General features: G+C 44.0%; 21 protein-coding genes. 5 read left to right on the top strand and 16 right to left on the bottom strand.

Going from position 1 to position 24,939, the window contains the following annotated elements; translation table 11 throughout:
• Positions 1-312: 312 nt before the first annotated feature.
• From ACQKCG_RS10640 to ACQKCG_RS10625, 4 genes are all read right to left on the bottom strand, one after another.
• The gene (locus tag ACQKCG_RS10640; protein ID WP_057762314.1) at positions 313-1,044 is read right to left on the bottom strand and encodes an amino acid ABC transporter ATP-binding protein; all 732 of its coding nucleotides are present in this window, start codon (positions 1,042-1,044) and stop codon (positions 313-315) included.
• Between the two features lie 184 nt (positions 1,045-1,228).
• Complete coding sequence (locus tag ACQKCG_RS10635; protein ID WP_101205580.1) at positions 1,229-1,897, bottom strand: ABC transporter permease subunit; 669 nt, start codon at positions 1,895-1,897, stop codon at positions 1,229-1,231.
• Positions 1,894-2,640 carry an amino acid ABC transporter permease gene (locus tag ACQKCG_RS10630; protein ID WP_101205579.1) on the bottom strand — a complete coding sequence of 249 codons (747 nt, stop codon included), beginning with the start codon at positions 2,638-2,640 and terminating at the stop codon, positions 1,894-1,896. The genes ACQKCG_RS10635 and ACQKCG_RS10630 overlap by 4 nt, the downstream gene beginning before the upstream one ends.
• Before the next feature lie 97 nt (positions 2,641-2,737).
• A complete protein-coding gene (locus ACQKCG_RS10625; RefSeq protein ID WP_180958124.1) occupies positions 2,738-3,712 on the bottom strand; it encodes a glutamate/aspartate ABC transporter substrate-binding protein in 975 nt (324 codons plus the stop codon).
• Positions 3,713-4,088: 376 nt separating this feature from the next.
• Here ACQKCG_RS10625 and ACQKCG_RS10620 point away from each other — a divergent pair, with 376 nt between their 5' ends.
• Entirely contained in the window at positions 4,089-5,069 is a 981-nt protein-coding gene (locus tag ACQKCG_RS10620; RefSeq protein ID WP_101205576.1) for an Hsp33 family molecular chaperone HslO, read from the top strand.
• An 84-nt stretch (positions 5,070-5,153) separates the two neighbouring features.
• Here ACQKCG_RS10620 and ACQKCG_RS10615 read toward each other — a convergent pair whose 3' ends face one another.
• The 10 genes from ACQKCG_RS10615 to ACQKCG_RS10570 all read right to left on the bottom strand — a co-directional run bounded on the left by ACQKCG_RS10615 (position 5,154) and on the right by ACQKCG_RS10570 (position 16,782).
• Complete coding sequence (locus ACQKCG_RS10615) at positions 5,154-6,647, bottom strand: hypothetical protein (RefSeq protein ID WP_101205574.1); 1,494 nt, start codon at positions 6,645-6,647, stop codon at positions 5,154-5,156.
• Positions 6,648-6,883: 236 nt separating this feature from the next.
• A complete protein-coding gene (locus ACQKCG_RS10610) occupies positions 6,884-9,100 on the bottom strand; it encodes a PhoX family protein (RefSeq protein ID WP_134292586.1) in 2,217 nt (738 codons plus the stop codon).
• Positions 9,101-9,397: 297 nt separating this feature from the next.
• A complete protein-coding gene (locus ACQKCG_RS10605; RefSeq protein WP_101205570.1) occupies positions 9,398-10,114 on the bottom strand; it encodes a fumarylacetoacetate hydrolase family protein in 717 nt (238 codons plus the stop codon).
• Between the two features lie 101 nt (positions 10,115-10,215).
• Complete coding sequence (locus tag ACQKCG_RS10600) at positions 10,216-10,941, bottom strand: ABC transporter permease (RefSeq protein WP_101205569.1); 726 nt, start codon at positions 10,939-10,941, stop codon at positions 10,216-10,218.
• 12 nt (positions 10,942-10,953) lie between these two features.
• Positions 10,954-11,688 (bottom strand): ABC transporter permease, encoded by a 735-nt coding sequence (locus ACQKCG_RS10595; protein WP_057758316.1) that lies wholly within the window; start codon positions 11,686-11,688, stop codon positions 10,954-10,956.
• 436 nt (positions 11,689-12,124) lie between these two features.
• Positions 12,125-13,078 carry an ABC transporter substrate-binding protein gene (locus ACQKCG_RS10590; protein WP_101205567.1) on the bottom strand — a complete coding sequence of 318 codons (954 nt, stop codon included), beginning with the start codon at positions 13,076-13,078 and terminating at the stop codon, positions 12,125-12,127.
• Positions 13,079-13,150: 72 nt separating this feature from the next.
• Positions 13,151-14,047: a transporter substrate-binding domain-containing protein gene (locus ACQKCG_RS10585; protein ID WP_101205565.1), complete on the bottom strand. Its 897-nt coding sequence runs from the start codon at positions 14,045-14,047 to the stop codon at positions 13,151-13,153.
• A 152-nt stretch (positions 14,048-14,199) separates the two neighbouring features.
• Positions 14,200-15,000: a transporter substrate-binding domain-containing protein gene (locus tag ACQKCG_RS10580; protein ID WP_179799075.1), complete on the bottom strand. Its 801-nt coding sequence runs from the start codon at positions 14,998-15,000 to the stop codon at positions 14,200-14,202.
• A 330-nt stretch (positions 15,001-15,330) separates the two neighbouring features.
• A complete protein-coding gene (locus tag ACQKCG_RS10575) occupies positions 15,331-16,128 on the bottom strand; it encodes an ABC transporter ATP-binding protein (RefSeq protein ID WP_057758311.1) in 798 nt (265 codons plus the stop codon).
• Between the two features lie 348 nt (positions 16,129-16,476).
• A complete protein-coding gene (locus ACQKCG_RS10570) occupies positions 16,477-16,782 on the bottom strand; it encodes a hypothetical protein (protein WP_102078315.1) in 306 nt (101 codons plus the stop codon).
• 431 nt (positions 16,783-17,213) lie between these two features.
• Between ACQKCG_RS10570 and ACQKCG_RS10565 the strand changes: the two genes are divergently transcribed.
• The 4 genes from ACQKCG_RS10565 (at position 17,214) to gltS (ending at position 21,223) form a co-directional block, all read left to right on the top strand.
• On the top strand, positions 17,214-18,515 hold the full coding sequence (locus tag ACQKCG_RS10565; protein WP_134292587.1) for a glutamate-5-semialdehyde dehydrogenase: 1,302 nt from the start codon (positions 17,214-17,216) through the stop codon (positions 18,513-18,515).
• A 121-nt stretch (positions 18,516-18,636) separates the two neighbouring features.
• Positions 18,637-19,389, top strand: a complete 753-nt coding sequence (locus ACQKCG_RS10560) for a ribonuclease domain-containing protein (RefSeq protein ID WP_134292588.1) — start codon at positions 18,637-18,639, stop codon at positions 19,387-19,389.
• Positions 19,390-19,420: 31 nt separating this feature from the next.
• Entirely contained in the window at positions 19,421-19,810 is a 390-nt protein-coding gene (locus ACQKCG_RS10555) for a barstar family protein (RefSeq protein ID WP_134292606.1), read from the top strand.
• Between the two features lie 138 nt (positions 19,811-19,948).
• Positions 19,949-21,223: a sodium/glutamate symporter gene (gene gltS, locus ACQKCG_RS10550; RefSeq protein ID WP_102078318.1), complete on the top strand. Its 1,275-nt coding sequence runs from the start codon at positions 19,949-19,951 to the stop codon at positions 21,221-21,223.
• Positions 21,224-21,358: 135 nt separating this feature from the next.
• Here the strand turns inward: gltS and ACQKCG_RS10545 are convergent, their stop codons facing one another.
• Both ACQKCG_RS10545 and glyA read right to left on the bottom strand, forming a co-directional pair.
• Entirely contained in the window at positions 21,359-22,867 is a 1,509-nt protein-coding gene (locus ACQKCG_RS10545; protein WP_101205556.1) for an alanine/glycine:cation symporter family protein, read from the bottom strand.
• A 438-nt stretch (positions 22,868-23,305) separates the two neighbouring features.
• Positions 23,306-24,562 carry a serine hydroxymethyltransferase gene (gene glyA, locus ACQKCG_RS10540; protein WP_101205555.1) on the bottom strand — a complete coding sequence of 419 codons (1,257 nt, stop codon included), beginning with the start codon at positions 24,560-24,562 and terminating at the stop codon, positions 23,306-23,308.
• Positions 24,563-24,939: the final 377 nt, after the last annotated feature.

Here is a 24,939-nt window from a genome sequence, read left to right as displayed (position 1 = left end):
TTTGCGATAATCTAGGGAGTAAGTCATGGTTATTTATTGTGGTAATCGTTTAGTTGATTTATTTTATAACATTTTTGTGGTCAGGTGACTATATCTTATTTAAATTCCTTATGTGTAAACATCATAGGCTTCAAATTATTGTTCAAATAGTTATACAAAAGAAACTGAATACAAAGCGCCCTATTAAAGATAGCGTTGAACTGTCTTTAATAGGGCGCTTTGTATAATTATTAGCAGTGGAAAGAAAAGTAAGCTTTAGAACACGTCTTAATATTAGAAATACTGCTATAAAAATCGTAAATCAGAGTGTATTTAATGATTCAAAATCTTCGATAAGAACATCTGCGCACGGTCACTTTTCGCGCCTTCAAAAAACTCATCTTTACTACAGTTTTCTACGATATGCCCTTCATCCATAAAGATAATACGATTGGCCACCTGACTGGCAAAGCCCATTTCATGCGTCACGCACATCATGGTCATACCATCACGAGTCAGCTCGACCATTACATCTAACACTTCTTGAATCATCTCAGGATCAAGCGCAGAGGTTGGCTCATCAAACAGCATTGCGACGGGATCCATGGCCAACGCTCGTGCAATCGCAACACGCTGCTGCTGACCACCAGAGAGTTCTGCTGGATATTTCGCCGCTTGTACCGTCAGACCAACACGGTCCAGATACGCCATCGCTTTTTGTTTGGCCTCAGACTCTTTACGGCCCAACACTTTGATTTGTGCCACAGTCAAATTATCAATAATAGTCAAATGTGGAAATAACTCAAAATGCTGAAATACCATACCAACACGGCTACGTAACTTAGGTAGATTAGTTTTTGGGTCACCGACAGAGATACCATTGACCATGATGTCACCTTTTTGAAAAGGCTCAAGTCCATTCACTGTCTTAATCAAAGTTGATTTACCACTACCTGATGGACCACAAACGACGACGACATCACCTTTATGTACATGCGCCGTACAGTCAGTCAGTACTTGAAAATCTCCATACCATTTGCTGACATTAGATATCTCAATGACCATCTCATCACTAGCATGACCACTATTGGTAACCAGCCCGCCAAAGGCATTTAAGTACGTATCAGCATTGCTCATCACTGGCTCCTAACCACATTATTTTCGATAATCATTATTAAAAAAAGGTAAATCAAACACTCAATTCAAGCTATTAACATTCACAAGCGAAAGCCGTAACAAAATAACTATATTAAAACCGCAAACGCTTTTGTAATTGTTGCACGCCAATAGAAGCACTTAAGCTAATCACAAAATAGACAGCACCAGCACCTAAGATATAAGGCGTGAGTAACCCCATTAGCTCACCGCGAACGTAGGCTGCGCGGAAAAAGTCAGTCAAACCAATGGCAAATACCAGTGTCGTATCTTGGAATAAAATAATACATTGCTGCAAAATCAGTGGCAGCATCTTACGAAAGGCTTGTGGCAAGATGACCAGACGCATGGTCTGCCCATAAGTCATGCCGAGCGCTTTTGCCGCATTGACCTGCCCGCTACCAATCGATTGAATACCAGCACGCACTACTTCTGAGAAATAAGCCGCCTCAAACATCATAAATGCGACCACACAAGAGGCAAACGCAGCATCGAGTTGCAGGTACTTACCCGCTACCCAAAGATAAATCATCGGTACGGCAAAATAAAACCATAGCAGTACCAGTAGCAGTGGTACGGAGCGGAAGTAATTGACGTATAGTTTGGCTGGAATCTCAAGCGCTTTAATACCTGACAAGCGCATCAATGCCAGTACAGTTCCTAAACTGATACCGCCCAAAATAGCCAAAAACAGCACTTTTAAGGTGGTAAGCATGCCGCCCATCAAACCAGGATAGGCTGTTGCCAATTCGGTCATATTCATTTCTGACCTCCCACAATAAGCCCAGGCACACGCAATTTACGTTCAATCAATCCCATAATAGCGATTAAGGATAAGTTGAAAACCAAGTAAATAATCGTCGCGTAAGTATATATCTCGATACTATTTTGAGTATATTCGCTGATGGTTTTGGTTTGGCTAATCAGCTCCATTACCCCCACAAGCGAGGCCACAGAAGCGTTTTTAAAGCAGTTCGTTAGCTCAGAGCTGAGCGGTGGCAAGATAATACGAAATGCCTGCGGTAGCAGTACTTCTTTATAGACTTGTGGAATGCTAAACCCTAATGCGTAGGCCGCGTTAATCTGTCCATCTGGTAATGACTCAATACCCGTCCGTACCTGTTCCACGATACGAGCAGCAGTAAATAAGCCTAGACCAATACTGGCTGATAGCATGGCTGAGGTATTCGGAGACAAGTCCTTATACCACCATTCTTGTATCGTCGGCGTGAGCCAGCCAGGCGCAATATAAAACCAAAAGAACAGTTGAACAAGCAGTGGAATATTACGAAAAAATGTCACATAAGCCGTACCGATTGCACGAGCGGTCTTGTTGGGCAAGGTACGCATGATACCGAAGATGGTACCGACGACCATCGCGATAGCCCATGCGATACTGCCAATCAATAGCAGCCAGCCAAGACCTGTGATCATCCAATGGATATAGAGCTCGTTGCCAATACCAGTCTGCTCAAAGAGCACACCCCAGTTCCAGCTATAATTCATGATTGTCTCTCCGAGCAACGATTGATAGGCCTATACGTCAAATAAAATTACTGGCTATCTGAACGTATAGGCAAGCTATGTTGAGGGACAATGAGCGTTACTGCGCTGCTGCTTCTTTAGGCTGAGCGCTGTCATGCGGATTGGCAATCAAAGCCTTTAAGTTGTCTGACATCTCAAAGTTTAGATTGACGTTCTTTGGTGGGATTGGGTTCAAGAACCACTTGTCATAAATGCTATTGATTTCGCCTGAACTAAAGACATTAGCAAGTGCTTCATCGACCACAGCTTTGAATTCAGGATCATCTTTACGCATCATACAACCATAGATTTCAAACGATTGCGGCGTACCGACGATGACCCACTCATCAGGATTTTTTGCTTTGGCTTTTTCGCCCGCGAGCAATACATCATCCATCATAAAAGCATCAGCGCGACCATTTTCTAGCATTAGGAAGCCTTCGCCATGATCTTTTGCTGAGATGATATTGGTATCCATTTTATTATCATCGTTGTACTGACGGATATAACGCTCTGAAGTCGTGCCTGCTGTCGTTACCAGAGTTTTGCCTTTTAGGTCTTCAAAATCTTGAATACCAGAATCTTTTTTGGTTAACAGACGCGTGCCAATTTCAAAGAAGCCATTAGAGAAAGCGACTTGCTTTTGACGTTCTTCGTTATTGGTTGTTGAGCCACACTCAAAATCTACTGTGCCGTTTTGTACCAATGGGATACGAGTTTGCGAAGTAATTAGGTTATAGCGAACGTTAAGGTCTGGCATGTTTAGCTTTTGCTTAACGGCTTCAACCACTTTCATTTCCAAGTCGTGAGCATAGCCAATCGGTTGGTTAGGATCATCAGCGATATAAGAAAAAGGAATAGAGGAATCACGGTGACCGACGACAATAGTGCCAGAGTCTTTGATTTTCTGTAGCGTACCGTTGGTGGTGGTTTCTGTCGTCGCTGCATCATCTGCTGGCGCATCAGTGCTGGTCTGGCTGCTGTTATTACATCCCGCTAAGCCTAATGCCATAACAGCAGCTAAAGTCAACGGTTTGGAAAATGAGTATGTCATGAAATACATCCTTTTATCGCAAGATTGAGTGAGTGCTTGGACGACATAGGTCTGATTGACCCGACTGCCCCGCATCCGTACGGTTGTTGCTGTTGTTTATCACAATGCAACTTAATGTTACTGTACAACAAATTTGCAGTAGAGGGTGAATTTTTTTTGAGAGAGTACATATTTATGAATATGTTTATATTCTGGCTATAAAATGTTGGCTCATAGCGGCTATCTACTCAGAGTTTTGTACAAACAGCTGCTTGGTTGTTTAAGCTAATTATTGTCAATTACTACTCATAATCATCAAAACAGTCTGCTAAGTGAGATTGATAAATCGGCAGTAATCCCCATAAAGCAAACAACTTCTCTATACTACAAATGACTTATGACTCAAGATATCCAAGTCCCAAATACGGACAGCCAAACTACTGGCAACCATGGCAGCAACGACATTCGCCAACGTTTCTTTGTTGAAGACTCTCCAGTGCGCGGTGATGTGGTACGCCTATCACGCAGCTATGCGAGCACGATTGCGCAAAAGCCGTACCCCGAAGCCATTAAACGTTTATTGGGTGAGATGCTGACCGCAGCGAGTTTGCTAATCAGTACGGTCAAAATCAACGGTCGCCTATCTATTCAGTTGCAGTCATCAGACAGTGACAGCTTACTAAACTGGGCGATGGCAGAATGCGATCAAGACGGTATCATTCGTGCGCTTGCTAGCTGGAAAGGCGAGACGGATGAGCAAGTACAAGCGTGGGACAATATGATCCATGCCAAAGAAGCGTTTGCTGAACTTGGTGCGATGGGACAAGGCGTATTGTTTATCAATATTCAGCCTGATGGCGGTGAACCATACCAAGGTATCGTTGAGCGTAGCCATGACAATCTAGCGGACTGCTTAGCGCATTATCAAAAGCAATCAGCACAGATTCCAACGTTAATTAACTTGGCATCTGATGGCCTGCAAGCTGGTGGTATCTTGGTGCAAATGCTGCCGCGCACTGCTGAAGAAACGTCTGAAGTTGAGCAAAACCAAGATGCGGGTATCGATGATGATTTATGGACGCGCTTGTCTGTATTGACGCGCACGGTCAAACCAGAAGAGCTAACGACACTGGATGCTAACGAAATCCTTTATCGCTTGTATCACGAAGAAAACATCGTTGCCCCTGAGCCTGCGCCTCTATCATTTGGTTGCACTTGCTCACGCGAGAAGTGTGAAATGGCAATCGAGCAAATCGGTGAAGCAGAAGCGTTAGATATCGTCGAAGAGCAAGGCGGTACATTTGAGATGGATTGCGGTTTCTGCGGTGAAGTCTATAAGTTCAATAAAGATAATGTAGCAGCGATATTTGCTGAGTAAGTTTTCTTACTTCCTATAAATTATTGTTTATAAAAAAACCCTCAAGCGTCATGCCTGAGGGTTTTTGTTTTTATCATTAAATCACTACACCGCTACATCTAAACTTCTAGGATAAGAATGTATGCGCGGACGTCCGGCATAGTCACTTCGACCATTATCAAGTAGCCATTCAACCACTTGTTCGCGTACTCGTCTACTATGAATTAAGTTCATATGATTAACACCATAAAATATGGCTTTATGACCATCTGGCACAAACAAAGCATGCTCGGCATCATCCTCGCCCAACGCTGAAGCCACTGATACCAAACTGTCTCCGAGCAGATCCGTTACCTTAGAATCATAATGGGTCTCAAGCAAGGCACTGGCGACAAAGTAAGTTTTAATACCACTTGGCAACCGTGCAGGATGGCGGAAATCTTGTGGTAGGACACTACGTCCTTCTAGTGCTTTCCAATCCGCATCCCGAATACTGCCATGACGCAGATCGATAATACCGGCACTGCGCATATCCCCGAGCTTGGCCAGTGAGCCTGCAAACGGCAGCTTGGCAATGATGTCTTGCACATAATTACCGATACGCTCAAGCACTGCCCCATGATGCGGCGAACCTAGCGTGATGAGATTGCCTACGCGCTTGATCCAGTCTAGGCGATCTTGCTCACCATAAAACAGTGCGCTGCGAGAGACCAAGCCGCCCATACTATGTCCGACCAGATCTATCTGACTGATATTTGGGTTATCATCGATCAGCGTTTGTAGTAATTGAGAGAACTTACGGCCGCTACGAGAGATACGGCGGCCTGTGTTGTAATCCAAATACAGCACCGTGGTATCAGGCTGGCTGACATGAATGGCCTCGCCTAAATCATTATCCGCTTGGGCTTGCCAGCTTAAATGACTCATACATAAACCATGGCACAAAATAGCAATGCGACCTGATAGCACCTCACCTTGCGGCTTGCCGTCTTGAGTGTATAGCATCATCGGAATGGCGAGCGCATTTTGATTGTTGACAAGATGGTCACCCATGACACCATTGAGTACATTAACCAGCTTTTTTAGTGAATCCGGTAGTGGCTGCACTGACTTTTGGAGAATCAGGTTTTTGTATATGCGTAGTACAGACGCTAGATTATTACCGACCATTTGCATCACATGACGTATCGTGCCATAGATACGTCCAGTAAATCCGCGCGACCATTTATTTAAATGTTTGTCATTGAAGCGGCCTAGCGGACGCAGAATAACTTCACGGTGGATGGCTTCTACGATTTCTGTAATCTCAACCACACCCATGGTTGCAAGCTGAGCCAATCCTTCAAAAAAATCTGCCAAAGACACAGGTGTTTTGTTGATTTCATCACTGTCATCTGAATCTGCCAGTAGCTTGACCAACTCATCCATATCGATGGCTTCGAGTTGGTCGATTTGCTCATATAGATGACTGTGTAGCGGTACACTCGCATCTGGGACAAAATGCGCATCGAGCTCATGATGAGTACGAGTATAGCTGCTATCATTTTGAGCGTCGCTGTCACTAACACCGTCGTTATAAAACACCTTTGGACTGCTCATAATATTTGCACATTCAGCGAAAAAAGTAATGGTCTATATTATCCTGTAACTGCAGCAAAGAGAAGTAAATGGTTTGACTTTAGAACAGGATGACGACTAGCAGAGCCAAATGAGTGATAGACGGTCTCTTTAACTATCAGATCAATATGATAATAAAAAATCCCAAGCCTTAACTTGGGATTTTTATGGTTGTGAGCATTTTATTTGTTTCTATTATCCGCCTATAGCTTATCTATCTATGTCGTGCTATCAGCTGTATCAAATGATTCTGCCAGTATGACATCACCATCCTCGCGAGTAATCATCACAGTCGCTGAGCGAGGTATACTACCACCAGCGACAGCGCCCCATGTGTTGCCCGGATGCTGGATGTTGATAAACAGCGTTTTAAAATCTGGCGCCATGGTGATACCTGTTACTTCGCATCCTTCAGGACCAACAAAGAATCGTTTGATATTGTCATTGCTAGCAGATGTGCCGACTCGGGTTGACTGCCCTGCCGATGTGGTCTTCATCGAGCCATCACTGACCTTACCCGGCAGAGCCGCAAGCAACATACAGCTACTGGTATCGGTGTAAGCGCCGTCATCTGTCTGAATCCATAAGACACCACGCGGGTCAAAATACAGTCCATCAGGTGAAGAAAAGTCATTATTGTCATTTAATTGAGAAAGGTTTTCTGCCGATAGATCACTTGGCGCACCAAACAGATAGATATCCCACTCAAAGCTCGTTGCGGCATGGTCGCCGCCCGCTTCTGCCCAGCGAATAATGTGACCATTGTCATTACCAAGCGACTTTCCGCTTGACTGATAGCTACGCGGATTGGAAGCTGAGACAGGTTGGTCGTCACGTACGCCGCGATATTTATTATTGGTCAATGTCACATAGACATCGCCTGTCATAGGACTGACCGATACCCATTCTGGTCGATCCATTTTGGTAGCACCAGCAGCATCGGCAGCTGCACGAGCAAAGACCAATACTTCATCCTGTCCATTGAATGGCAGTACACTGTTAAAAGCATCCAGTCCATTTTGACCATGGACGAGTGCTTTCCACTCGCCGCTACCATCTTCGTTAAATACCGCCACGTATAGCGTGCCGTCATTCAGATATTTGTCACCTGCTTTTAGTCCGCCGCCGATGTCCGAGTTTGACCACATCGCTTTGGAGACAAACTTATAAATGTACTCACCTCGGGCGTCATCACCCATGTAGAACACCACTGGCTTACCTTGCTCAACAGGAGCATACGCACAGTTTTCATGAGCAAATCGGCCCAGTGCGGTACGTTTTTGCGGTATAGAGTTTTGGTCAAATGGGTCAATCTCAGTAATATAACCGAAAGTGTTGAAGCCGTAGCGATAATCTTCAGCAGCACTGGCACCGACAGCGGTCATATCCCAGCGTGAGAACTCGTCTGCTATTTTGGCATCCCTTGCCTCTGGGGTATGCCATAAATACTCCCAACCTGGGAAGTCCTCCACCGCACCGTAGCGCTCGCGCGCATAGTTATCACCAGCGCTCAATTGGCTGGCATCCTGTCCACGGGCAAACACCCCCAAGAAATTCTCTTCGGTCGTCAGATAAGTACCCCACGGTGACAGACCTGCGCCGCAATTGTTATTGATGCCGCGAGTCTGATAGCCTGTCGGGTCAAACTTGGTCTTGACCAGAGCAGAGCCTGCCACAGGGCCAGCCAATTGTGCTGTTGTACTACTGGTAATACGGCGATTGTATTTAGAGTCAGGTACCATCTCATAACCCATACCATCTGCACGGCGAGTTAATTCAACCACCGAAACCCCATGACAGTTGACTTCACGGCGGACGTCGCTTGCGAGACGACGGTTTTGAAAGATAGGCGCAGCGTCGTTATCTTGAGTGACGTAATAGCCAAATGGGCTAAGCTCACTGCTATTAACGTATTCATGATTCATGACTAGCAAACTGTTTTCTGACGCTTTGGCATCGTAAGCGTTACCGTTTTTGCCAAAGAACCACATCCCATCATGGTTGTCACCCATACGCCATTCAAATGACTCTGCTGATTGCTCACGATTGTCTTTCCAATCCTCGATACCAGAGTTTAGCGGCGTACCAAGTGGTAATATCATCTCTGCCTTGTAGCCTGCTGCTACGGTCATCGTATCCGCTGTTGAATGCGCGACTGCTTCAAACTTTAAAGTATCAGGACGCTTCAAATCACCTTGCGCAGGGATAGCGGCATTATCGTCATTACCAACAATACTGCTATCATCGTCTTCACTACAACCGACCAAAGGTAATGCGCCAAAAAACGCAGCAGCCGTCAACCCTGTGCCACCTTTTAGGATACTACGGCGATTCAATCGACGATTGATAATCGTCTGAAAGTTAGTATTATTAGTAGGATTTGAGTCTTCAACCACTTCGTGGGCAAGTGTTCGCTCATTGTTCAATAATGTCATTATCAGTCACCTTGCTATTAGGCTAGATTGGCAGAGAGTTGATCGCGGCTTTATCATTACAACCACAAAAATACGAATTCCGCTTAAGTCTACTCAACCTTTATGACAGCACGCTGAACAATAGGTGACAAACTGATGACATTCGACTGTACTAATGATTATTGAAAAATAGAATGATTAAATAGTTAGCATTGTTTTGCAGTTAGTGAACTTAAAAAATAAATATAAAAGCTTAAAAGCAAAAACCCCAAGCAATTGCTCGGGGTTTTTAATATGCGTTTGTTATTGCAATCAAGCTTACTGTACTTGTGATACCCACTCATGAGCACCCAGTTTTAGCTTAAGCTGATCACCTGCTTGCAACACACCAACGCCGCTTGGCGTACCAGTCATAATTACATCCCCTGCTTGCAAGCTAAAGGCGTGACTGATATTGACCAGCAATTCATAGACAGGAAATAGCATTAAGGCACTATCGCCATCTTGCGTTAATTTATCATTGATAAATAGCTGATACTGTACACTCTGCAGATTACCAAACGCTTGCGGGTCGAGCCAATCAGCAAGTACACAAGCTCCGTCAAAACACTTAGCACGCTCCCACGGATGACCTTTTTCTTTTAGCTTGCTTTGCAAATCACGCAAGGTCAAATCCAGTCCCAATGTCACGCCACCAATCGCTTGCTGAGCTTGCTCAATCGTCGCCATAGATAAATCAGCTGATAGCTGAATACATAGCTCGGCCTCGTAGTGAGTCTCGCCGAATAACTCTGGACTTGGGCGAACCACATCACCACGGATAGAGACCACTGAAGACGCAGGCTTCATAAACAGTATCGGCGTGGTCGGCACTTCATTGCCCAACTCTGCAGCATGTGACGCATAGTTGCGACCAACACAGACGACTTTACCAATAGAGGTACGTAATCTTTCATTATGATTGATAGCGCCCTGCTCGGCATTGACACCGGCTGCAATGGCATTCGCTAATGACTCGTGTGGCGATTGGCTCATACTAAACTCTCCCTGTAAATGATGGCTATTTTATCAGCAGTCCATACTATGTTGTCTACAGTGACTTTGACGATTTTTAGTTGCTAACTGCTAACTGCTAACTATGGAATCGTATTGGTCACAACGTCTGGCGGTACATAACTGGCATGACGGTTCATACGCTTTTCAAACATTCTAAAGCTAAATAAGATAACCCATGACAGCAGTAGATAGACGATACCAGCGGCAAAGAATAACTCCATCAAGGTATAGGTACGCGCACTAATCGTACGAGCCACACCTGTGATATCCATCAATGCAATAGTTGAAGCGAGCGCACTACCTTTTAGCATAAAGATAACTTCGTTACTGTATGCTGGAATCACAATACCAAATGCGCGCGGCAGCGTAACGCGTGTTAGCTTTTGCCATTTTGACATACCAAGTGCATCAGCAGCTTCAAGCTCTCCAATCGGAATCGTCTGAATCGCCCCGCGTATAATTTCGGCTAGATAAGCACTGGTATTGAGGGTAAAGGCGATGATGGCACACCAGTATGCTTGGCTAAGTACTGGCTCCCATAAGAACGACTCGCGTACGGCCTCGAACTGACCCAGACCATAATAAATCAGGAATATCTGTACCAGCAGCGGCGTACCACGGAAAAAGAAGATGTACAGAAATGGTAGTATCTGTACCACCCAATTCTTAGACAGTCGTAACAACGCCAAAACCAAACCAAACAGCAATCCAATCACACCTGAAAACAAGACCAGCTGTACGGTCAATACCGCGCCGCCTAGTAAATCAGGGATATGGTCAAAAATGACCTGCCAATTCCAATCCATAGTATCTCTCCTCTACCCTATGGTCGATTGACTGTGAGTGGATTGACGGCTTATCTTTTTGGCATAGCGTGCCGCAGGATTGGCGCGCCACTCAAGCCACATCATAAAGCCAGTAATCAACATGGTCAGACCCAAATAAATAATCGCTGCTGCCATATAAAAGGTAAATGGCTGCTGTGTAGACTGTGCCGCACGCGATGACTGATACATGATGTCTTTGAGACCCACGACCGATACCAATGCGGTATCTTTGAGCAGTACCAGAAATAAATTACCCAAACCTGGTAAAGCAATCTGCCACACTTGCGGCAACGTGATGCGATAAAAAGTCTGAAAAGGACGCATACCAATCGCTTGCGCAGCCTCTCGCTGCCCTACTGGAATCTCTTGAATGGACATGCGAAAAATCTCAGTCGCATACGCACCAAAAGCAATAGACAGCGCCATGACACCGCCCCAAAAAGCGCTAATCTCGACATAGTCGTTATAGCCGAACTTTTTGAGGATGCTCATCAATAAGATAGAGCCGCCATAATAAATAAAGAGCACCAATAGCAGCTCAGGAATACCGCGCATCGTCGCAGTATAGACAGTCGCAAGTTTACGCAGCAACCAGATATTGGACATCTTTGCGGTTGCGCCGAGCAAGCCTAAAGCCAGACCAATGATCAAACTGGTCACAGCTAGCTGTATGGTGACGGTAGCGCCGCTTAATAAAAGCGCGCCAAATCCTTGTAAGTCAAACACGATTATCCACTCAGTCTCTTTATATTAGCAATTTGCAAAATATGAGTTAAAAGAATCAGCATCAATAGCTGAACGCGGCGCAACACCGTATTTTATACCAAATCAATAGGGATGGTCAGCGTCAAAAAATGACGTCAGAAGAATACGATTAACGCTGCGATAATTGACACAGTAGAAATGAGCGCTGATTTTATCATATTCACTCGCCGTGATGTTAATACTGACGCGTAAAAGCTGCGCCTAAACCGTACTTAAACAGACACTTGCCTCTAGAGACATACAATCAGCCGACTAAATTTGAGCAAAATTAATAGGCGGCTATTATGTATATTCGTTGATATAACGACAAATAAAAAAGGACATCACCATCATGGCAATATCCTTTTATTAATCAAAACAATATTTTTTGACTGCTACCTTTGACTACTGTTAGCTATTAACTAACGCTTTCTGTCGTTGGTTGCTCGCTAATGTCTGTATCTGCATCTGTACCCGTATCTGCGTCTTCATCAACTGTGCTCGTTGCAGACGCTGGCACCGCAAAGTACTTTTGATTGATTTTATCGTAAGTACCATTAGCTTTTATATTAGCAAGAGACTGATTGATCTTTGCTTGTAGCGGATCGCCTGGGCGTACTGCTATCGCAAAGTTATCATTAATATCGATCTCATCACCTTTGAGCGCATATTTGCTACCAGCATTTGAGCTCAGCCATTCTATGGCAGGCAGCTTATCAGAGATCATCGCATCGACACGGTTTGAACCGAGATCCAGAAACGCATTGCTCAACGTATCATAAAGCTTCATATCGGCTTTTGGATACGTGTCTTCTAGCCACTGCGATGAAATGGTTGAACGCTGTGCAGCAATAGAATGCGAGTCGATATCACTGTTGTTACTAGGGTCAAAGCTGCTGTCTTTTTTGGCCAAAAAAACCAAGGCATTGCTAAAGTACGGATCAGTAAAGCTCACCTGCTGCGAACGCTCTGGAGTAACGGACATCGCGGCCACGATTGCATCGTACTTACCTGCTTTTAGACCAGGGATAATACCGTCCCAGTCCTGCGCCACAATCTCACAAGTTACCTGCATATCTGCACAAAGTGCATTTGCTATCTCAACATCAAAACCACCCAGTGTCCCATCAGCATTGGTATAGTTAAAAGGTGCATAGGCCCCTTCTGTACCGATGCGCAATACATCACCTGTAGAAGCTGCCGTTGCTTCGGTAGCCTCTGGATTGGTATCAGCCGCACTCTCTTGGCTATTGCTACAGCCAGCAACGGTAAAGGCCGTCGCTAGCGCAAGCAGTGACATAGACAAACGACTGGCTACAGTAATGTTAGATTTGCCAGTCGTGGTACAGATTGGGGCACAATGGTTGCTCATGATCATCCTTGGTTTTTTCTTGAGTAAACAACACGTTTTCAAACAACAGCAGTCGAACTGCTAGATATCGTATTAGTTAGCTGGCGCTTCTTCTTCAGCGACCATTACTTCTTCGACACTATCAGTTGTTGCCACAGCTTTTTGCGCAGCAGCCGTTGAGCTAGTACCAAAGTAGCTACCCGTGATTTGATCATAGGTGCCATTGTCTTTTAGTTCAGCTAATGCTGCATTGAACTTAGCAACTAACGGATCGCCTTTACGGAAGGCAATACCCATCGCATCATCATTGGTGCTGATTTCTTCACCTTTGACTTCGTAGCCTTTGCCTGCGTCTGTTTTTAACCAGTCGATACCCGTTACTTTGTCAGACATCATACCGCGCACACGGCCTGAGGTTAGATCTAGATAAGCATTGTCTTGCGTATCGTATAGTTTGATATCAGCATCTGCATGCTCGTCTTGTAGGTATTGCGAGGCAACAGTTGAGCGCTGTGAGGCAATTGGTAGACCTGTTAGCGACTCAACGCTTAAGTCATCACCCTTTTTGCCGATCAAGATGATACCGCTATGGAAGTAAGGGTCGCTAAAATCAACCACTTCTTTACGCTCAGGCGTGATAGACATACCTGCGATAGCTGCATCAAATTTCTGTGCGTTAAGCCCTGGAATCAAACCGTCCCAATCTTGAGAGATGACTTCACACTCAGCTTTCATTTGCGCACATAATGCGTCAACTAGCTCAATCTCGTAACCAATCAGTTTGCCATCTGCATCGGTATAACTGAAAGGCTTATAGCTTGATTCTGTCGCAATTTTGATATTTAAAGGTGCTTCAGTAGCGGTGTCAGCTTCAGCATTTTCTGCTGGTGCTGAGCTATTGTTACAACCTGCCAGCATTAGCATCGCTGCGCTAAGCGGTGCTAGCCACAATGCTTTTTTACTCATTGATGATGTCATTGAAATTGTCATAAGTTTTATTCCTTAATATATTTACCAGCTGTATCGTCAATCACTGCTTGCTGATTTATGCTTATAAACACCGTTTATTTGAAACATGCTTGGTTTTAAGCATTACTCGCATCAAACGTTACTTGTTCTAAGCATAAATCTTCAGTGAGTCATTATTGACCAAAGTTCATTTGCTCAAGACGTGCAAGCTCACCGTTACTACGGATTTCGCTCAATGCTTTGTCAAAGTCAGCTTTGAGTGAATCACCTTTACGTACAGCAATGGCAATATTGTCATCGTTATCAATTTCATCACCAACGATACCGAAGCCCGCTGCGTTTTCTGCTAACCATGATTTGGCAGAAACTTTTTCAGCCAATACGGCATCGCTACGACCAGATTTTAGATCTAGATAGGCATTGTCATAGTTGTCATACAACTGAACTGTGTTGCCTTCTTTGCCTTCGTAGTTATCCTGTAGATAAGCACCTGGCGTAGTAGAACGTTGACCACCAAGCGTTGCATCTTTAATCGCCATAGGATCAAAACCACCATCCGTATTGGTCAGCCATACCATCGTATTGGCAAAGTACGGCTCGCTGAAATCAACTTTTTCTTGACGCTCAGCAGTGATAGACATACCTGCAATCACAGCATCATATTTTTGTGCCAATAGACCTGGGATAATACCGTCCCAATCCTGTGCAACGATTTCACACTTGGCTTGCATTTGATCACACAAGGCATTGGCAACATCGATATCAAAACCTGCCAAGCTGCCGTCAGCGTTGGTGTAGTTAAATGGAGGGTAAGCGCCTTCGGTAGCGATACGAATGGTTTTACCAGTGGTTTCTGCTGCAGGGGCGTCAGCATTGGTATCGGTAGTTTCATCGGCAGGTTGGCTACAAGCGCTCAACATCAATGCAGCAGTAACGGTCATCGATGACCACAATAGGCGAGAATTCGACATCATACGTTCCTTAAATTCTGATGGGTTTTACATAAGTTTTTGACAGGATTTTCTGACTTAGGGTGCTGATATTTTGTTCTCTGACGTCCCTGCCAGACAAGCAATATAGATAGCAGAATAACAGACAGCCACGAGACGTGACGGCCTATAAACCTTTTGATAATACCTGAGTAAAATATCAAAAACAAACGTTTTGCATACTCATAGTTATCATTGGGCAATAAACAGTCAACAATGGTTACGTTACAGTGATTTTACGTTTGGCAGGACAGATGGTGGCAAGCGTGCTGCCACCATCTGTATTAGATATGGTAATAGGTAAAAAATTAATAACTAGGTAGGACGATGTGAGGCCATAAAGTCTTTAACACGCTCAGAGGTAGGGTTATCAAAGACTTGCTCAGGTGTGCCAATTTCTTCAACCACACCTTGATGTAAAAAGACGACTTTGCTTGATACTTCACGGGCAAAGCGCATTTCGTGAGTAACGATAAGCATCGTACGCCCCTCTTCTGCTAGCTCGCGCATTACCGCAAGCACTTCGTTGACCAGTTCAGGATCTAGCGCAGAGGTTGGTTCATCAAATAATAGGACTTGTGGCTGCATAGCAAGCGCACGGGCGATAGCAACACGCTGACGCTGACCACCAGATAAGTTCGCAGGATAAGCGTCTTTTTTGTCGAGCAGACCGACTTTATCAAGCAGTTTTTCTGCATCGCTAATCGCTTGGTCTTTTTTAATCTTTAAGACCTGCGTTGGCCCTTCGATGATGTTTTGTAGAATTGTCTTATGCGGCCACAGGTTGAAGTTCTGAAAAACAAACCCCACACGAGCGCGCAGGCTTTCTAGCTGCTTCACGTCTGCTGCTTGTAACTCACCTGATTTGGCAGGTTTTAGCATCAGCTCTTCGTTACCGATCAAAATACGACCATGATTGGGGTTTTCTAGAAGATTAATACAACGCAGCAACGTCGACTTACCTGAGCCAGATGAGCCCAAAATAGAGATAACATCGCCATCATAGGCAGTCAGAGATACCCCTTTTAATACCTCTAATGAGCCGTAGCTTTTATGGATGTCTTGTAAGTCTAGGGCGATAGGCCGAGTCGGGTTTTTTGCAGTATCAAGCATGGTTCAGCAGACTTCCAATAAATATGAGTGAAAACACGAATAAAATAAGAGCTATATCTATATATAGTACAAGCATCTAGATGCATTATCGTAATATGCCTGATGAGGCAAAGAGAAAAATGCCATATTGTCTCTTATTACGCAGTAAAAAGGCAAATATTGTATTTAACCAACGGGTTAATCAGCTTCTAACAAACTACGAATACAAAAAAGCCCAGACTGCATTTATCGCTCTGGGCTTTATTTTATCACTTTAGAATACGAGACGTTGTGTTATCTGATAACAGCCTATTTATAGTATATGCTTAGTACATCTAATATGTAGCTAGTGCATTCTATAATATGCGATTAGTACGTCGATACATGCTCTGAGTCTTCAGTACCATCTATCATATCTGCATCTTCTGCTGTCGCCACTGCCACATCATCGTTATTGGTAACGTCCATACCTTCATCATCGGCACTAGCAACGGCCACATCATCATTGTCGCTCGCTGTTGCACTTTCTTCTACAGAAGTTTGAGCGTCTACAGTAGTATCAGCTTCAGTCTCCATCGGTGTGTCGTCTTTTTTACTACAAGCGCCTAATGCTAGAGCACCTGCGACCAAGCCAACCGTTAACCAATTTTTATAAGTTGTATTTTTCGTAGCCATGTTCGTTCTCCATCACTTATCATAATAAGATTAAGTACTATCTACTGATAGCCTTGCTGTTTTAATGCTTACTATACTGAGGATATCTCGCAGCTACCTTAGTATTTACAGCGCAATTCTGTTAAAAACACGTAAAGATATAGTGTAGTACTGATAACGCGGTTATTCTAAATAAATACCGCTTAGCATGAGCAATATTACTTTGAATAAGCCCTTACAAGAGCGTTGCAAAGCGGATTCTGTTCACAAAATCATCTTTACTATCTTCCCAATCTGCTCTATGTTAAATAGCATAATAACCTATCGCTATTTCAGTAGGCATTCAAAACTTCTTTTTTTGCGACATTTTTCGCCTTTTTAGGTACTTTTACCTATATAAAACTGGGCGCTTTTAGTTATAAAAAACCTGTATCACATAAGGAAAATAATTTATGAGTCAATCGAATACTACGGATATTACGACCTATATGCAGTCTGTCGGCAAGCAGGCACGAGCGGCTTCTCGCGCGCTGGCTGCTGCCAACACTGGCGATAAAAATTCAGCACTTTTGGCCATTCATGATGAGCTGGTCAATGCCAAACAAGACATCTTGGCTGCAAATAAAATCGATATGGACAACGGTCAAAAAAACAATCTTGATAGCGCACTCCTCGACCGCTTGGAGCTAAACGAAGCACGTTTTAACGGTATGCTACAAGGTCTTAAAGACGTCGCTGGCCTTCCTGACCCAATCGGTGAAGTCACTGACATGACCTATCAGCCATCAGGGATTCATTTGGGCAAAATGCGGGTGCCGCTTGGTGTGGTCGGTATGATTTATGAGTCGCGTCCTAACGTAACATTAGAGGCTGCATCACTGGCACTCAAATCAGGTAACGCCATTATCTTGCGCGGTGGTTCTGAAGCATTTGAGTCTAACCAAGCCATTGCCAAATGCATCATTAAAGGTCTTAGCCATACTGATCTATCGGAACATAGCGTGCAAGTGCTACAGACGACCGATCGTGCCGCCGTCGGTGAGCTGATTACTATGACTGAATATGTCGATGTCATCGTACCACGTGGCGGTAAAGGTCTGATTGCGCGTATCAGTAACGATGCAAAAGTACCTGTGATTAAGCATTTAGACGGTAACTGCCATACCTTTATTGATAGTGATGCGGATCCTGAGATTGCGATTAAGGTCAGTGTCAATGCCAAAACGCATCGCTACGGCACTTGTAATACGATGGAAACGCTACTGGTCGATGAAGCAGTCGCTAATGAGCTATTACCTAAAATAGCAGAGGCCATCGTCGCGGCTGATGACGCAATGCAACTACGCCTTGATGACAAATCACAAGCTATCCTAAATGAGAATGCTAAGCTTAAAGGTCATCTATCAGCTGCCACCTCTGAGGATTGGGATACTGAATATTTAGCTCCTATCCTAGCGGTAAAAGTGGTCGCAGGTATTGACGAAGCGATTGAGCATATCAATACGCACGGCAGTCATCATACCGATGTCATCATCACTGATAACTATACCAAATCGCAACGCTTCATCCGTGAAGTTGACTCGGCCAGTGTGATGATTAACGCCTCTAGCCGTTTTGCTGATGGTTTTGAATACGGTCTCGGTGCTGAAATTGGTATTTCAACGGACAAAATCCATGCGCGTGGCCCTGTCGGTCTCGAAGGTCTGACGTCGCAAAAATGGATCGTTTATGGTCATGGCGAAACCCGTGCTTAATCATACCAGCATCGACTATCGAAACGAGTAATCAGAAACGTCAGCAATTATGCTGGCGTTTCTTCGTTTAAATCATAAGTATTTTAGTTAAGGCATTTAAATTATAGGGAGCGGTACGACCATGCAAAGTGGCAAGATTAAGCACTGGAACGAAGATAAAGGCTATGGCTTTATCGATGTAGATAATCAAAGTGAAGATGTGTTCTTTCATATTAGCAAAGCAAGACTGGCGAAGCCTATAACGATTGGACAAAGTGTTTACTTTAACAGTGCCCGTAACGACAAAAATCAATTAAGAGCCACTGAAGTGACCTCATCTTCATTGAGCCTTGACCAAGATACTGCATCAGATGTTCCAAGCTATACCCCTACTAATGCTAATAGAAATAGCCATCACAGCACTCGTAACTCAAATCGTAGCAATCAAAACAGCAGACCCAATAAAAGAAGCTTAGGCTCTACGCTATTTAGCCTTATCGCTATCATCGCCGTCGCTTTCTATTTCTTTGGCGATTTAAATTCGACATTGTTTGCTGATAGCATCGAGTCGACAACGGTATCGCAAGACGTCACTAATAATACAAGCCAAACCACTACTGCTGGTATAACAGGTGATGCACAGGTCGATCATACGATTGCGCTTATCCAGCAAGGTGGACCATTTCCGTATCCAAATAAAGATGGCACGACATTTTATAACCGTGAAGGCAGACTACCCGCCCAGTCACAAGGCTACTACCGTGAGTATACCGTACCCACCCCTGGTGTCTCTCATCGCGGCGCACGGCGTATCGTCACAGGTGGTAACCCTCCTACTGTCTATTACTTAACTGTCGATCACTATGATAGCTTCCAAAGACTACAGGTGCCTTAATATGAAAAAAGAAAATATGAATCGAGAAAGTATGAACCAAGCAATCCACTACGTTAATCAAAGCCATGTTAATCAAGGCCAAATTAACCAAAACGGTACAGCACTGGGTACTAGCATTCCTGCGCAGGCTGTTACTATAGCCATCGGTGACACGCTCGAAAAAACTGAGCTATTGACGAGTTTAGGCCAGGCTTGTGACTTTCCCAGTTATTTTTCACACAACTGGGACAGTGCATGGGATTGTCTAACAGACAGTGAAGCAATTCATTTAAGGCTTGATTTGACAGACGTCAAAAGGATAAACACTGAGGACTTCAATGTCTTTAAAAGCATCATTGAGGATGCCTTTAGAGAATTTGGCAAACCACAATTGTGGGTCATCGTGCCATCTGAGGATGAAGCTTATGCGTTAGAAACTTAGTCGCTAAAAGCCTGTATATTGCAAGCTTGACCGCCGATAGTCACCGATAATTATTCGTCATCATAGAAACCTGAATTCGAGATAAAGCCATATTTATCCCGAATTCAGGTTAATTTATTTTATAGAAAGGATTAACCTATGGAGATTACCTTAAACGGTTATTACACCCTGATATTGGCCACCTTAGTGCTGCTGCTTGGGCGGTTTTTGGTGCGGAGAGTCAAGTTTTTAGAAGACTTTAATATCCCAGAACCTGTTGCTGGTGGTTTGGTCGCGGCGATTGTTGTCTATGCTCTCAATATGGTTTGGGGATATAGTTTCAACTTTCATCAAGGACTACAGACCGCCACCATGTTGATGTTCTTTGCCTCCATCGGTCTGAGCGCTGATTTTAGTAGGCTAAAAGCAGGCGGCACACCATTATTGATTTTTACTATCGTTGTTTCAGTATTCATTGTATTGCAGGACGTCGTTGGTGTGGCCATGGCAAGTGCGTTAGGACTTGACCCCCTGCTCGGTCTAGTGACAGGGTCTATCGCTCTAACTGGTGGTCATGGTACAGCAGGCGCTTGGGGCATTACGTTAGAACAAGACTACGGCGTGGTCGGTGCGACGACGCTTGGTATCGCGGTTGCTACTTATGGTTTGGTCGCGGGTGGTATCGTTGGCGGTCCTGTTGCTCGTCGCTTGATTAATCGACTTGGCCTAAAACCAACGCCAGCCAACCCTGATCCTAGCGATATCGAAAAAGTTGCTGGTGCACAATCGTTATATAGCACCAAACATGATGAAGAGTCTGCAGGTAGTAATAAAGATATCTTTGAAAGACCTGATAGCATGCGCTTTATCACCGCTTCTTCTACTATCGAAACCTTGGCACTATTCGCAGGTGCTTTGGCTTTTGCCGATGTGATGGCCATCGTTGCTGAAGGCACCTGGTTTGAGCTGCCGACGTTCGTATGGGCACTGGCAGGCGGTGTCATCATTCGCAATGTACTGACGATGGTCTTCAATTTTGATATGTTTGATCGCTCAATTGATGTACTTGGTAATGCGTCTTTAAGTCTATTTTTGGCAATGGCATTATTGTCTTTAAAACTATGGCAATTGACCGATTTGGCGGGTCCTGTACTAATTATATTGGTTGTACAGACCATCATTATGATTATCTACGTGTACCTGATTACCTTTAAAATTATGGGTAAAGACTACGACGCGGCTGTATTATCAGCGGGGCATTGTGGTTTTGGTATGGGTGCAACACCGACAGCGATTGCGAACATGCAGGCAGTCACTGATCGCTATCTGCCTTCGCCTAAAGCATTCCTGATTGTGCCAATGGTAGGTGCTTTCTTTGTTGATATCGTCAATGCCACGATACTGCAAATATTTACGAAGTTGCCGTTTATGTAGGCTGATGCTGTCACAGATCAAAACTTAATAGCTATCTAGCAAATAACAAATACTAGTCATCGAAAAGCCCGCCAAGACTCATCTTGGCGGGCTTTTTTAATTATCAAGTTATAATAGAGTGTTCAATCGAACCTATTATTTATACTTCTTAATTTCACCACTTTTCACACGCGCTATGAAAGAATTAACCTCTCTTTTCACAATTGGCATCAAGAAGTACAGACCTATGATGTTAAAGATAGCCATAGCGAACAGAGCCGCATCTGAGAAGTCGATAACGAAGCTGAACTGTACGATAGTACCGATAACAACGAAGATTAAGAAGATAAGTTTGTATATCATCTCGCCGCCTTTACCTTCACCGAAAAGGTAAGTCCAAGCTTTTAGACCATAGTATGACCATGAAATCATCGTTGAGAAAGCAAATAACAATACCGCAACCGCTAGGAAATACTGGAAGATAGGTGCCGTTTCCATAAAGGCTGCACGGGTTAGATCCACACCAGTAAGCGCTTGGGTTTGCAAGTTTGCGGCAGTGTTCACCCCAGAGATAGTAATAACAAGCGCCGTCATCGTACAGATAACAACCGTATCAATGAAAGGCTCTAATAGCGCTACTAAACCTTCAGTAGCAGGCTCTTTAGTTTTTACCGCTGAGTGAGCAATAGCGGCTGAACCAACACCCGCTTCGTTAGAGAAAGTGGCACGTTTTAAACCTTGAATCAATGCGCCAATAAAGCCACCAGCTACACCAGCACCAGTGAAGGCACCCGAGAAAATCTCGCCAAATGTAGTGCCAATATGATTAAAGTTAGCAATCAGTACGATTACTGCCATAGTAATGTATAACAAAGCCATAAAGGGTACGACTTTTTCGGTAACGGTTGCGATGCGAGGCATACCACCAATGATAACCATACCGACTAAAAACGCTAAGCCAATACCAAAGAATACACTGTAGTCCGTTGGAATGCTAAAAGTAGAGCTCATGACTGCAAAGGCTTGGTTACCCTGGAACATGTTACCGGCACCAAAGGTCGCCAATATACACATGAGTGCAAAACCAACAGCCAGAAACTTACCTAATCCGCCCATACCACGTTCAGCCATACCGCGGCTTAGGTAGTACATAGGGCCACCTGATACGACGCCAGATGGTAGTACCGTACGGTATTTGACACCTAGCGTACATTCTACAAACTTAGTCGCCATACCGAATAGGCCGACCATAATCATCCAAAAGGTAGCGCCAGGTCCACCAATAGCAAGCGCTGCACCAACGCCTGCGATGTTACCAAGACCAACGGTACCTGATAGAGCAGTAGCTAAGGCTTGAAAATGGCTGACCTCGCCTTCTTCTTTATTGGCGGGATTTGGATCGGTATATTTGCCTCTGACAATATCTAGAGACAGGCCTATTTGACGAAACTGAATAAATCCAAAGTAAAAAGTGAATACGAGTGCGGCAACTAATAACCAACCCACAATGAGGGGGAAGCTGACGTCTCCAAGAGGTACTGAAAAGAAAATAAGGTCGACGAACCAGCCAAATATATTGGCCATAAAGCCATCGAGACCTGCTCTAAATGCTGCTAAACCTGATTGTTCTGCTGCTTGCGCAAGAGTCGTGCTGAGTAATAGCATCGTTGCGACTAAAGATTATTTTTTCATGTAAATCCCTTTAGTGAAAATAACATTTATATAATTATTCAATCAATTACAGCGATACTAATACAAAGTGTAACTATTTATTATAATTTGTATTAGTATTATTACTAAATGTTCAATACTGACTATATACTAATAGTTTTGTATGAACAAAGAGATTTACATATTTTTCTTAATTAAACGTCAACTTAGCTCTTTAAAACTAATAGCGGAACTCAATCAAGCTCACTACACTTATCGAAAAATGTCGGTAGTAGTCTTCAGGTTAAATAACAGACTGAAATATAATTAAAAAGAGCTAAATAGCAATACCAATATAGGTTTGCGTTAAATGCTCTAATATTTATAGAGAGCAATAACAAAAAAACCGCTAAGCAAAAGCTTAGCGGTTTTTTTTTATTACCATTCTAAAGTTTACTGGTTTTTAGCATAAACTGGCAATTGTGCACAAATAGCTTCTACTTTAGCGCGCACTTCAGTAGCAACCGCTTCATCACCGCGGCTGTCTAGTACGTCACAGATCCAACCTGCCAACTCACCCGCTTGTGCTTCGTTAAAACCGCGAGTAGTAATAGCTGGTGTACCGATACGAATACCAGAAGTCACGAATGGTGATTTTGGATCGTTTGGTACAGCGTTTTTGTTGACAGTGATGTGTGCTTCACCAAGCCATTTGTCCGCTTCTTTACCCGTCATTTCTTGCTTAACGAGACTGATCAGCATTAGATGGTTTTCAGTACCACCAGAGATGACTTCATAGCCGCGCTCTTGAACCACTTTTGCCATTGCTTGCGCGTTTTTCACTACTTGCTGCTGATACGTTTTGAAGTTATCTTCTAACGCTTCTTTAAAGCAAACCGCTTTTGCCGCGATGACATGCATTAACGGGCCACCTTGGTTGCCTGGGAATACAGCTGAGTTTAGCTTTTTAGCCAATACTTCATCACGCGACAAAATCATACCTGAGCGTGGGCCACGTAGAGTTTTGTGCGTCGTCGTTGTAACCACATCAGCGAAAGGTACTGGGTTTGGATAAACACCACCAGCAACTAGGCCTGCAACGTGAGCCATATCGACTAACAGGTAAGCGCCTACTTCGTCCGCGATGTCACGGAAACGCTGCCAATCGACTACTTGTGAGTATGCTGAGAAACCCGCGATGATCATTTTAGGCTTGTGCTCACGTGCTAGAGCATCTACTTGGTCATAATCAATAAGGCCAGTGCCTTCGACCAAGCCATACTGTACGGCGTTGTAGTTCAGACCTGAGAAGTTAATATGCGCGCCATGCGTCAAGTGACCACCAGCGTCTAGGCTCATGCCTAGTACCGTGTCATTGGCTTCAAGCAACGCTAAAAATACCGCAGAGTTTGCTTGGCTACCCGAGTGTGGCTGGACGTTGACGTACTCAGCACCGAACAGCTCTTTTGCACGATCAATAGCCAATTGCTCAACCACATCGACGTGCTCACAACCACCGTAATAGCGCTTACCTGGATAACCTTCAGCGTATTTGTTGGTAAGGTCAGTGCCTTGTGCTTCCATCACTGCTTGCGAGCAGTAGTTTTCAGAGGCAATAAGCTCTATGTGATTTTCTTGACGAACGCTTTCTGCGGCCATGGCTTCAGCAAGTGCTGGATCAAACTCTTTGATAGAAATATCTTTAAACATAGTGATGTCCTAGGTAGTGGCTATCGTTAATGGTAGTGTTTATGAAAAAGAAGCGAGTAGTAAAAGGAGGTAAAATAGGCAAGCAAAGGCAATTGGCCTTGTTATTAACTCGTCCATTATAGGCAATAAATTCGACATATAAATGCATCGATATCATCGCTAAAGATTAAGTGTAACATGAAAATTTGTACTGCGAGCGCAAAAAAACCTCACAGCAAGCTGAGCAATTTAAATGGCTATATCACGCAGATAAATAGCCAATAAAATAAAGTATTTACTGGCGGCTCACCCATACGGTTAAAACAATATTTTTATTAATATCCTAACTTATAGTCGATACTAAATAAAACTGACACATTGTTTAATAACGCGAAACT

Source organism: Psychrobacter sp. NPDC078929 (assembly GCF_050267985.1).
Lineage (GTDB): Bacteria > Pseudomonadota > Gammaproteobacteria > Pseudomonadales > Moraxellaceae > Psychrobacter.
Note: the sequence above shows the minus strand (reverse complement) of the source record. Positions and strands in the feature narration are given on the sequence as shown.

Excerpts from the sequence above, each read along its gene's own strand:
- ACQKCG_RS10545 (WP_101205556.1), bottom strand. The coding sequence starts at position 22,867 with ATGCTATTACTCAGCACGACTCTTGCGCAAGCAGCAGAACAATCAGGT.
- ACQKCG_RS10590 (WP_101205567.1), bottom strand. The coding sequence starts at position 13,078 with ATGAGCAACCATTGTGCCCCAATCTGTACCACGACTGGCAAATCTAAC.
- ACQKCG_RS10575 (WP_057758311.1), bottom strand. The coding sequence starts at position 16,128 with ATGCTTGATACTGCAAAAAACCCGACTCGGCCTATCGCCCTAGACTTA.
- ACQKCG_RS10605 (WP_101205570.1), bottom strand. The coding sequence starts at position 10,114 with ATGAGCCAATCGCCACACGAGTCATTAGCGAATGCCATTGCAGCCGGT.
- ACQKCG_RS10630 (WP_101205579.1), bottom strand. The coding sequence starts at position 2,640 with ATGAATTATAGCTGGAACTGGGGTGTGCTCTTTGAGCAGACTGGTATT.
- ACQKCG_RS10635 (WP_101205580.1), bottom strand. The coding sequence starts at position 1,897 with ATGAATATGACCGAATTGGCAACAGCCTATCCTGGTTTGATGGGCGGC.
- ACQKCG_RS10555 (WP_134292606.1), top strand. The coding sequence starts at position 19,421 with ATGAACCAAGCAATCCACTACGTTAATCAAAGCCATGTTAATCAAGGC.
- ACQKCG_RS10620 (WP_101205576.1), top strand. The coding sequence starts at position 4,089 with ATGACTCAAGATATCCAAGTCCCAAATACGGACAGCCAAACTACTGGC.
- ACQKCG_RS10565 (WP_134292587.1), top strand. The coding sequence starts at position 17,214 with ATGAGTCAATCGAATACTACGGATATTACGACCTATATGCAGTCTGTC.
- ACQKCG_RS10610 (WP_134292586.1), bottom strand. The coding sequence starts at position 9,100 with ATGACATTATTGAACAATGAGCGAACACTTGCCCACGAAGTGGTTGAA.
- ACQKCG_RS10640 (WP_057762314.1), bottom strand. The coding sequence starts at position 1,044 with ATGGTCATTGAGATATCTAATGTCAGCAAATGGTATGGAGATTTTCAA.
- glyA (WP_101205555.1), bottom strand. The coding sequence starts at position 24,562 with ATGTTTAAAGATATTTCTATCAAAGAGTTTGATCCAGCACTTGCTGAA.
- gltS (WP_102078318.1), top strand. The coding sequence starts at position 19,949 with ATGGAGATTACCTTAAACGGTTATTACACCCTGATATTGGCCACCTTA.
- ACQKCG_RS10625 (WP_180958124.1), bottom strand. The coding sequence starts at position 3,712 with ATGACATACTCATTTTCCAAACCGTTGACTTTAGCTGCTGTTATGGCA.
- ACQKCG_RS10570 (WP_102078315.1), bottom strand. The coding sequence starts at position 16,782 with ATGGCTACGAAAAATACAACTTATAAAAATTGGTTAACGGTTGGCTTG.
- ACQKCG_RS10615 (WP_101205574.1), bottom strand. The coding sequence starts at position 6,647 with ATGAGCAGTCCAAAGGTGTTTTATAACGACGGTGTTAGTGACAGCGAC.
- ACQKCG_RS10585 (WP_101205565.1), bottom strand. The coding sequence starts at position 14,047 with ATGACAATTTCAATGACATCATCAATGAGTAAAAAAGCATTGTGGCTA.
- ACQKCG_RS10600 (WP_101205569.1), bottom strand. The coding sequence starts at position 10,941 with ATGGATTGGAATTGGCAGGTCATTTTTGACCATATCCCTGATTTACTA.
- ACQKCG_RS10580 (WP_179799075.1), bottom strand. The coding sequence starts at position 15,000 with ATGATGTCGAATTCTCGCCTATTGTGGTCATCGATGACCGTTACTGCT.
- ACQKCG_RS10560 (WP_134292588.1), top strand. The coding sequence starts at position 18,637 with ATGCAAAGTGGCAAGATTAAGCACTGGAACGAAGATAAAGGCTATGGC.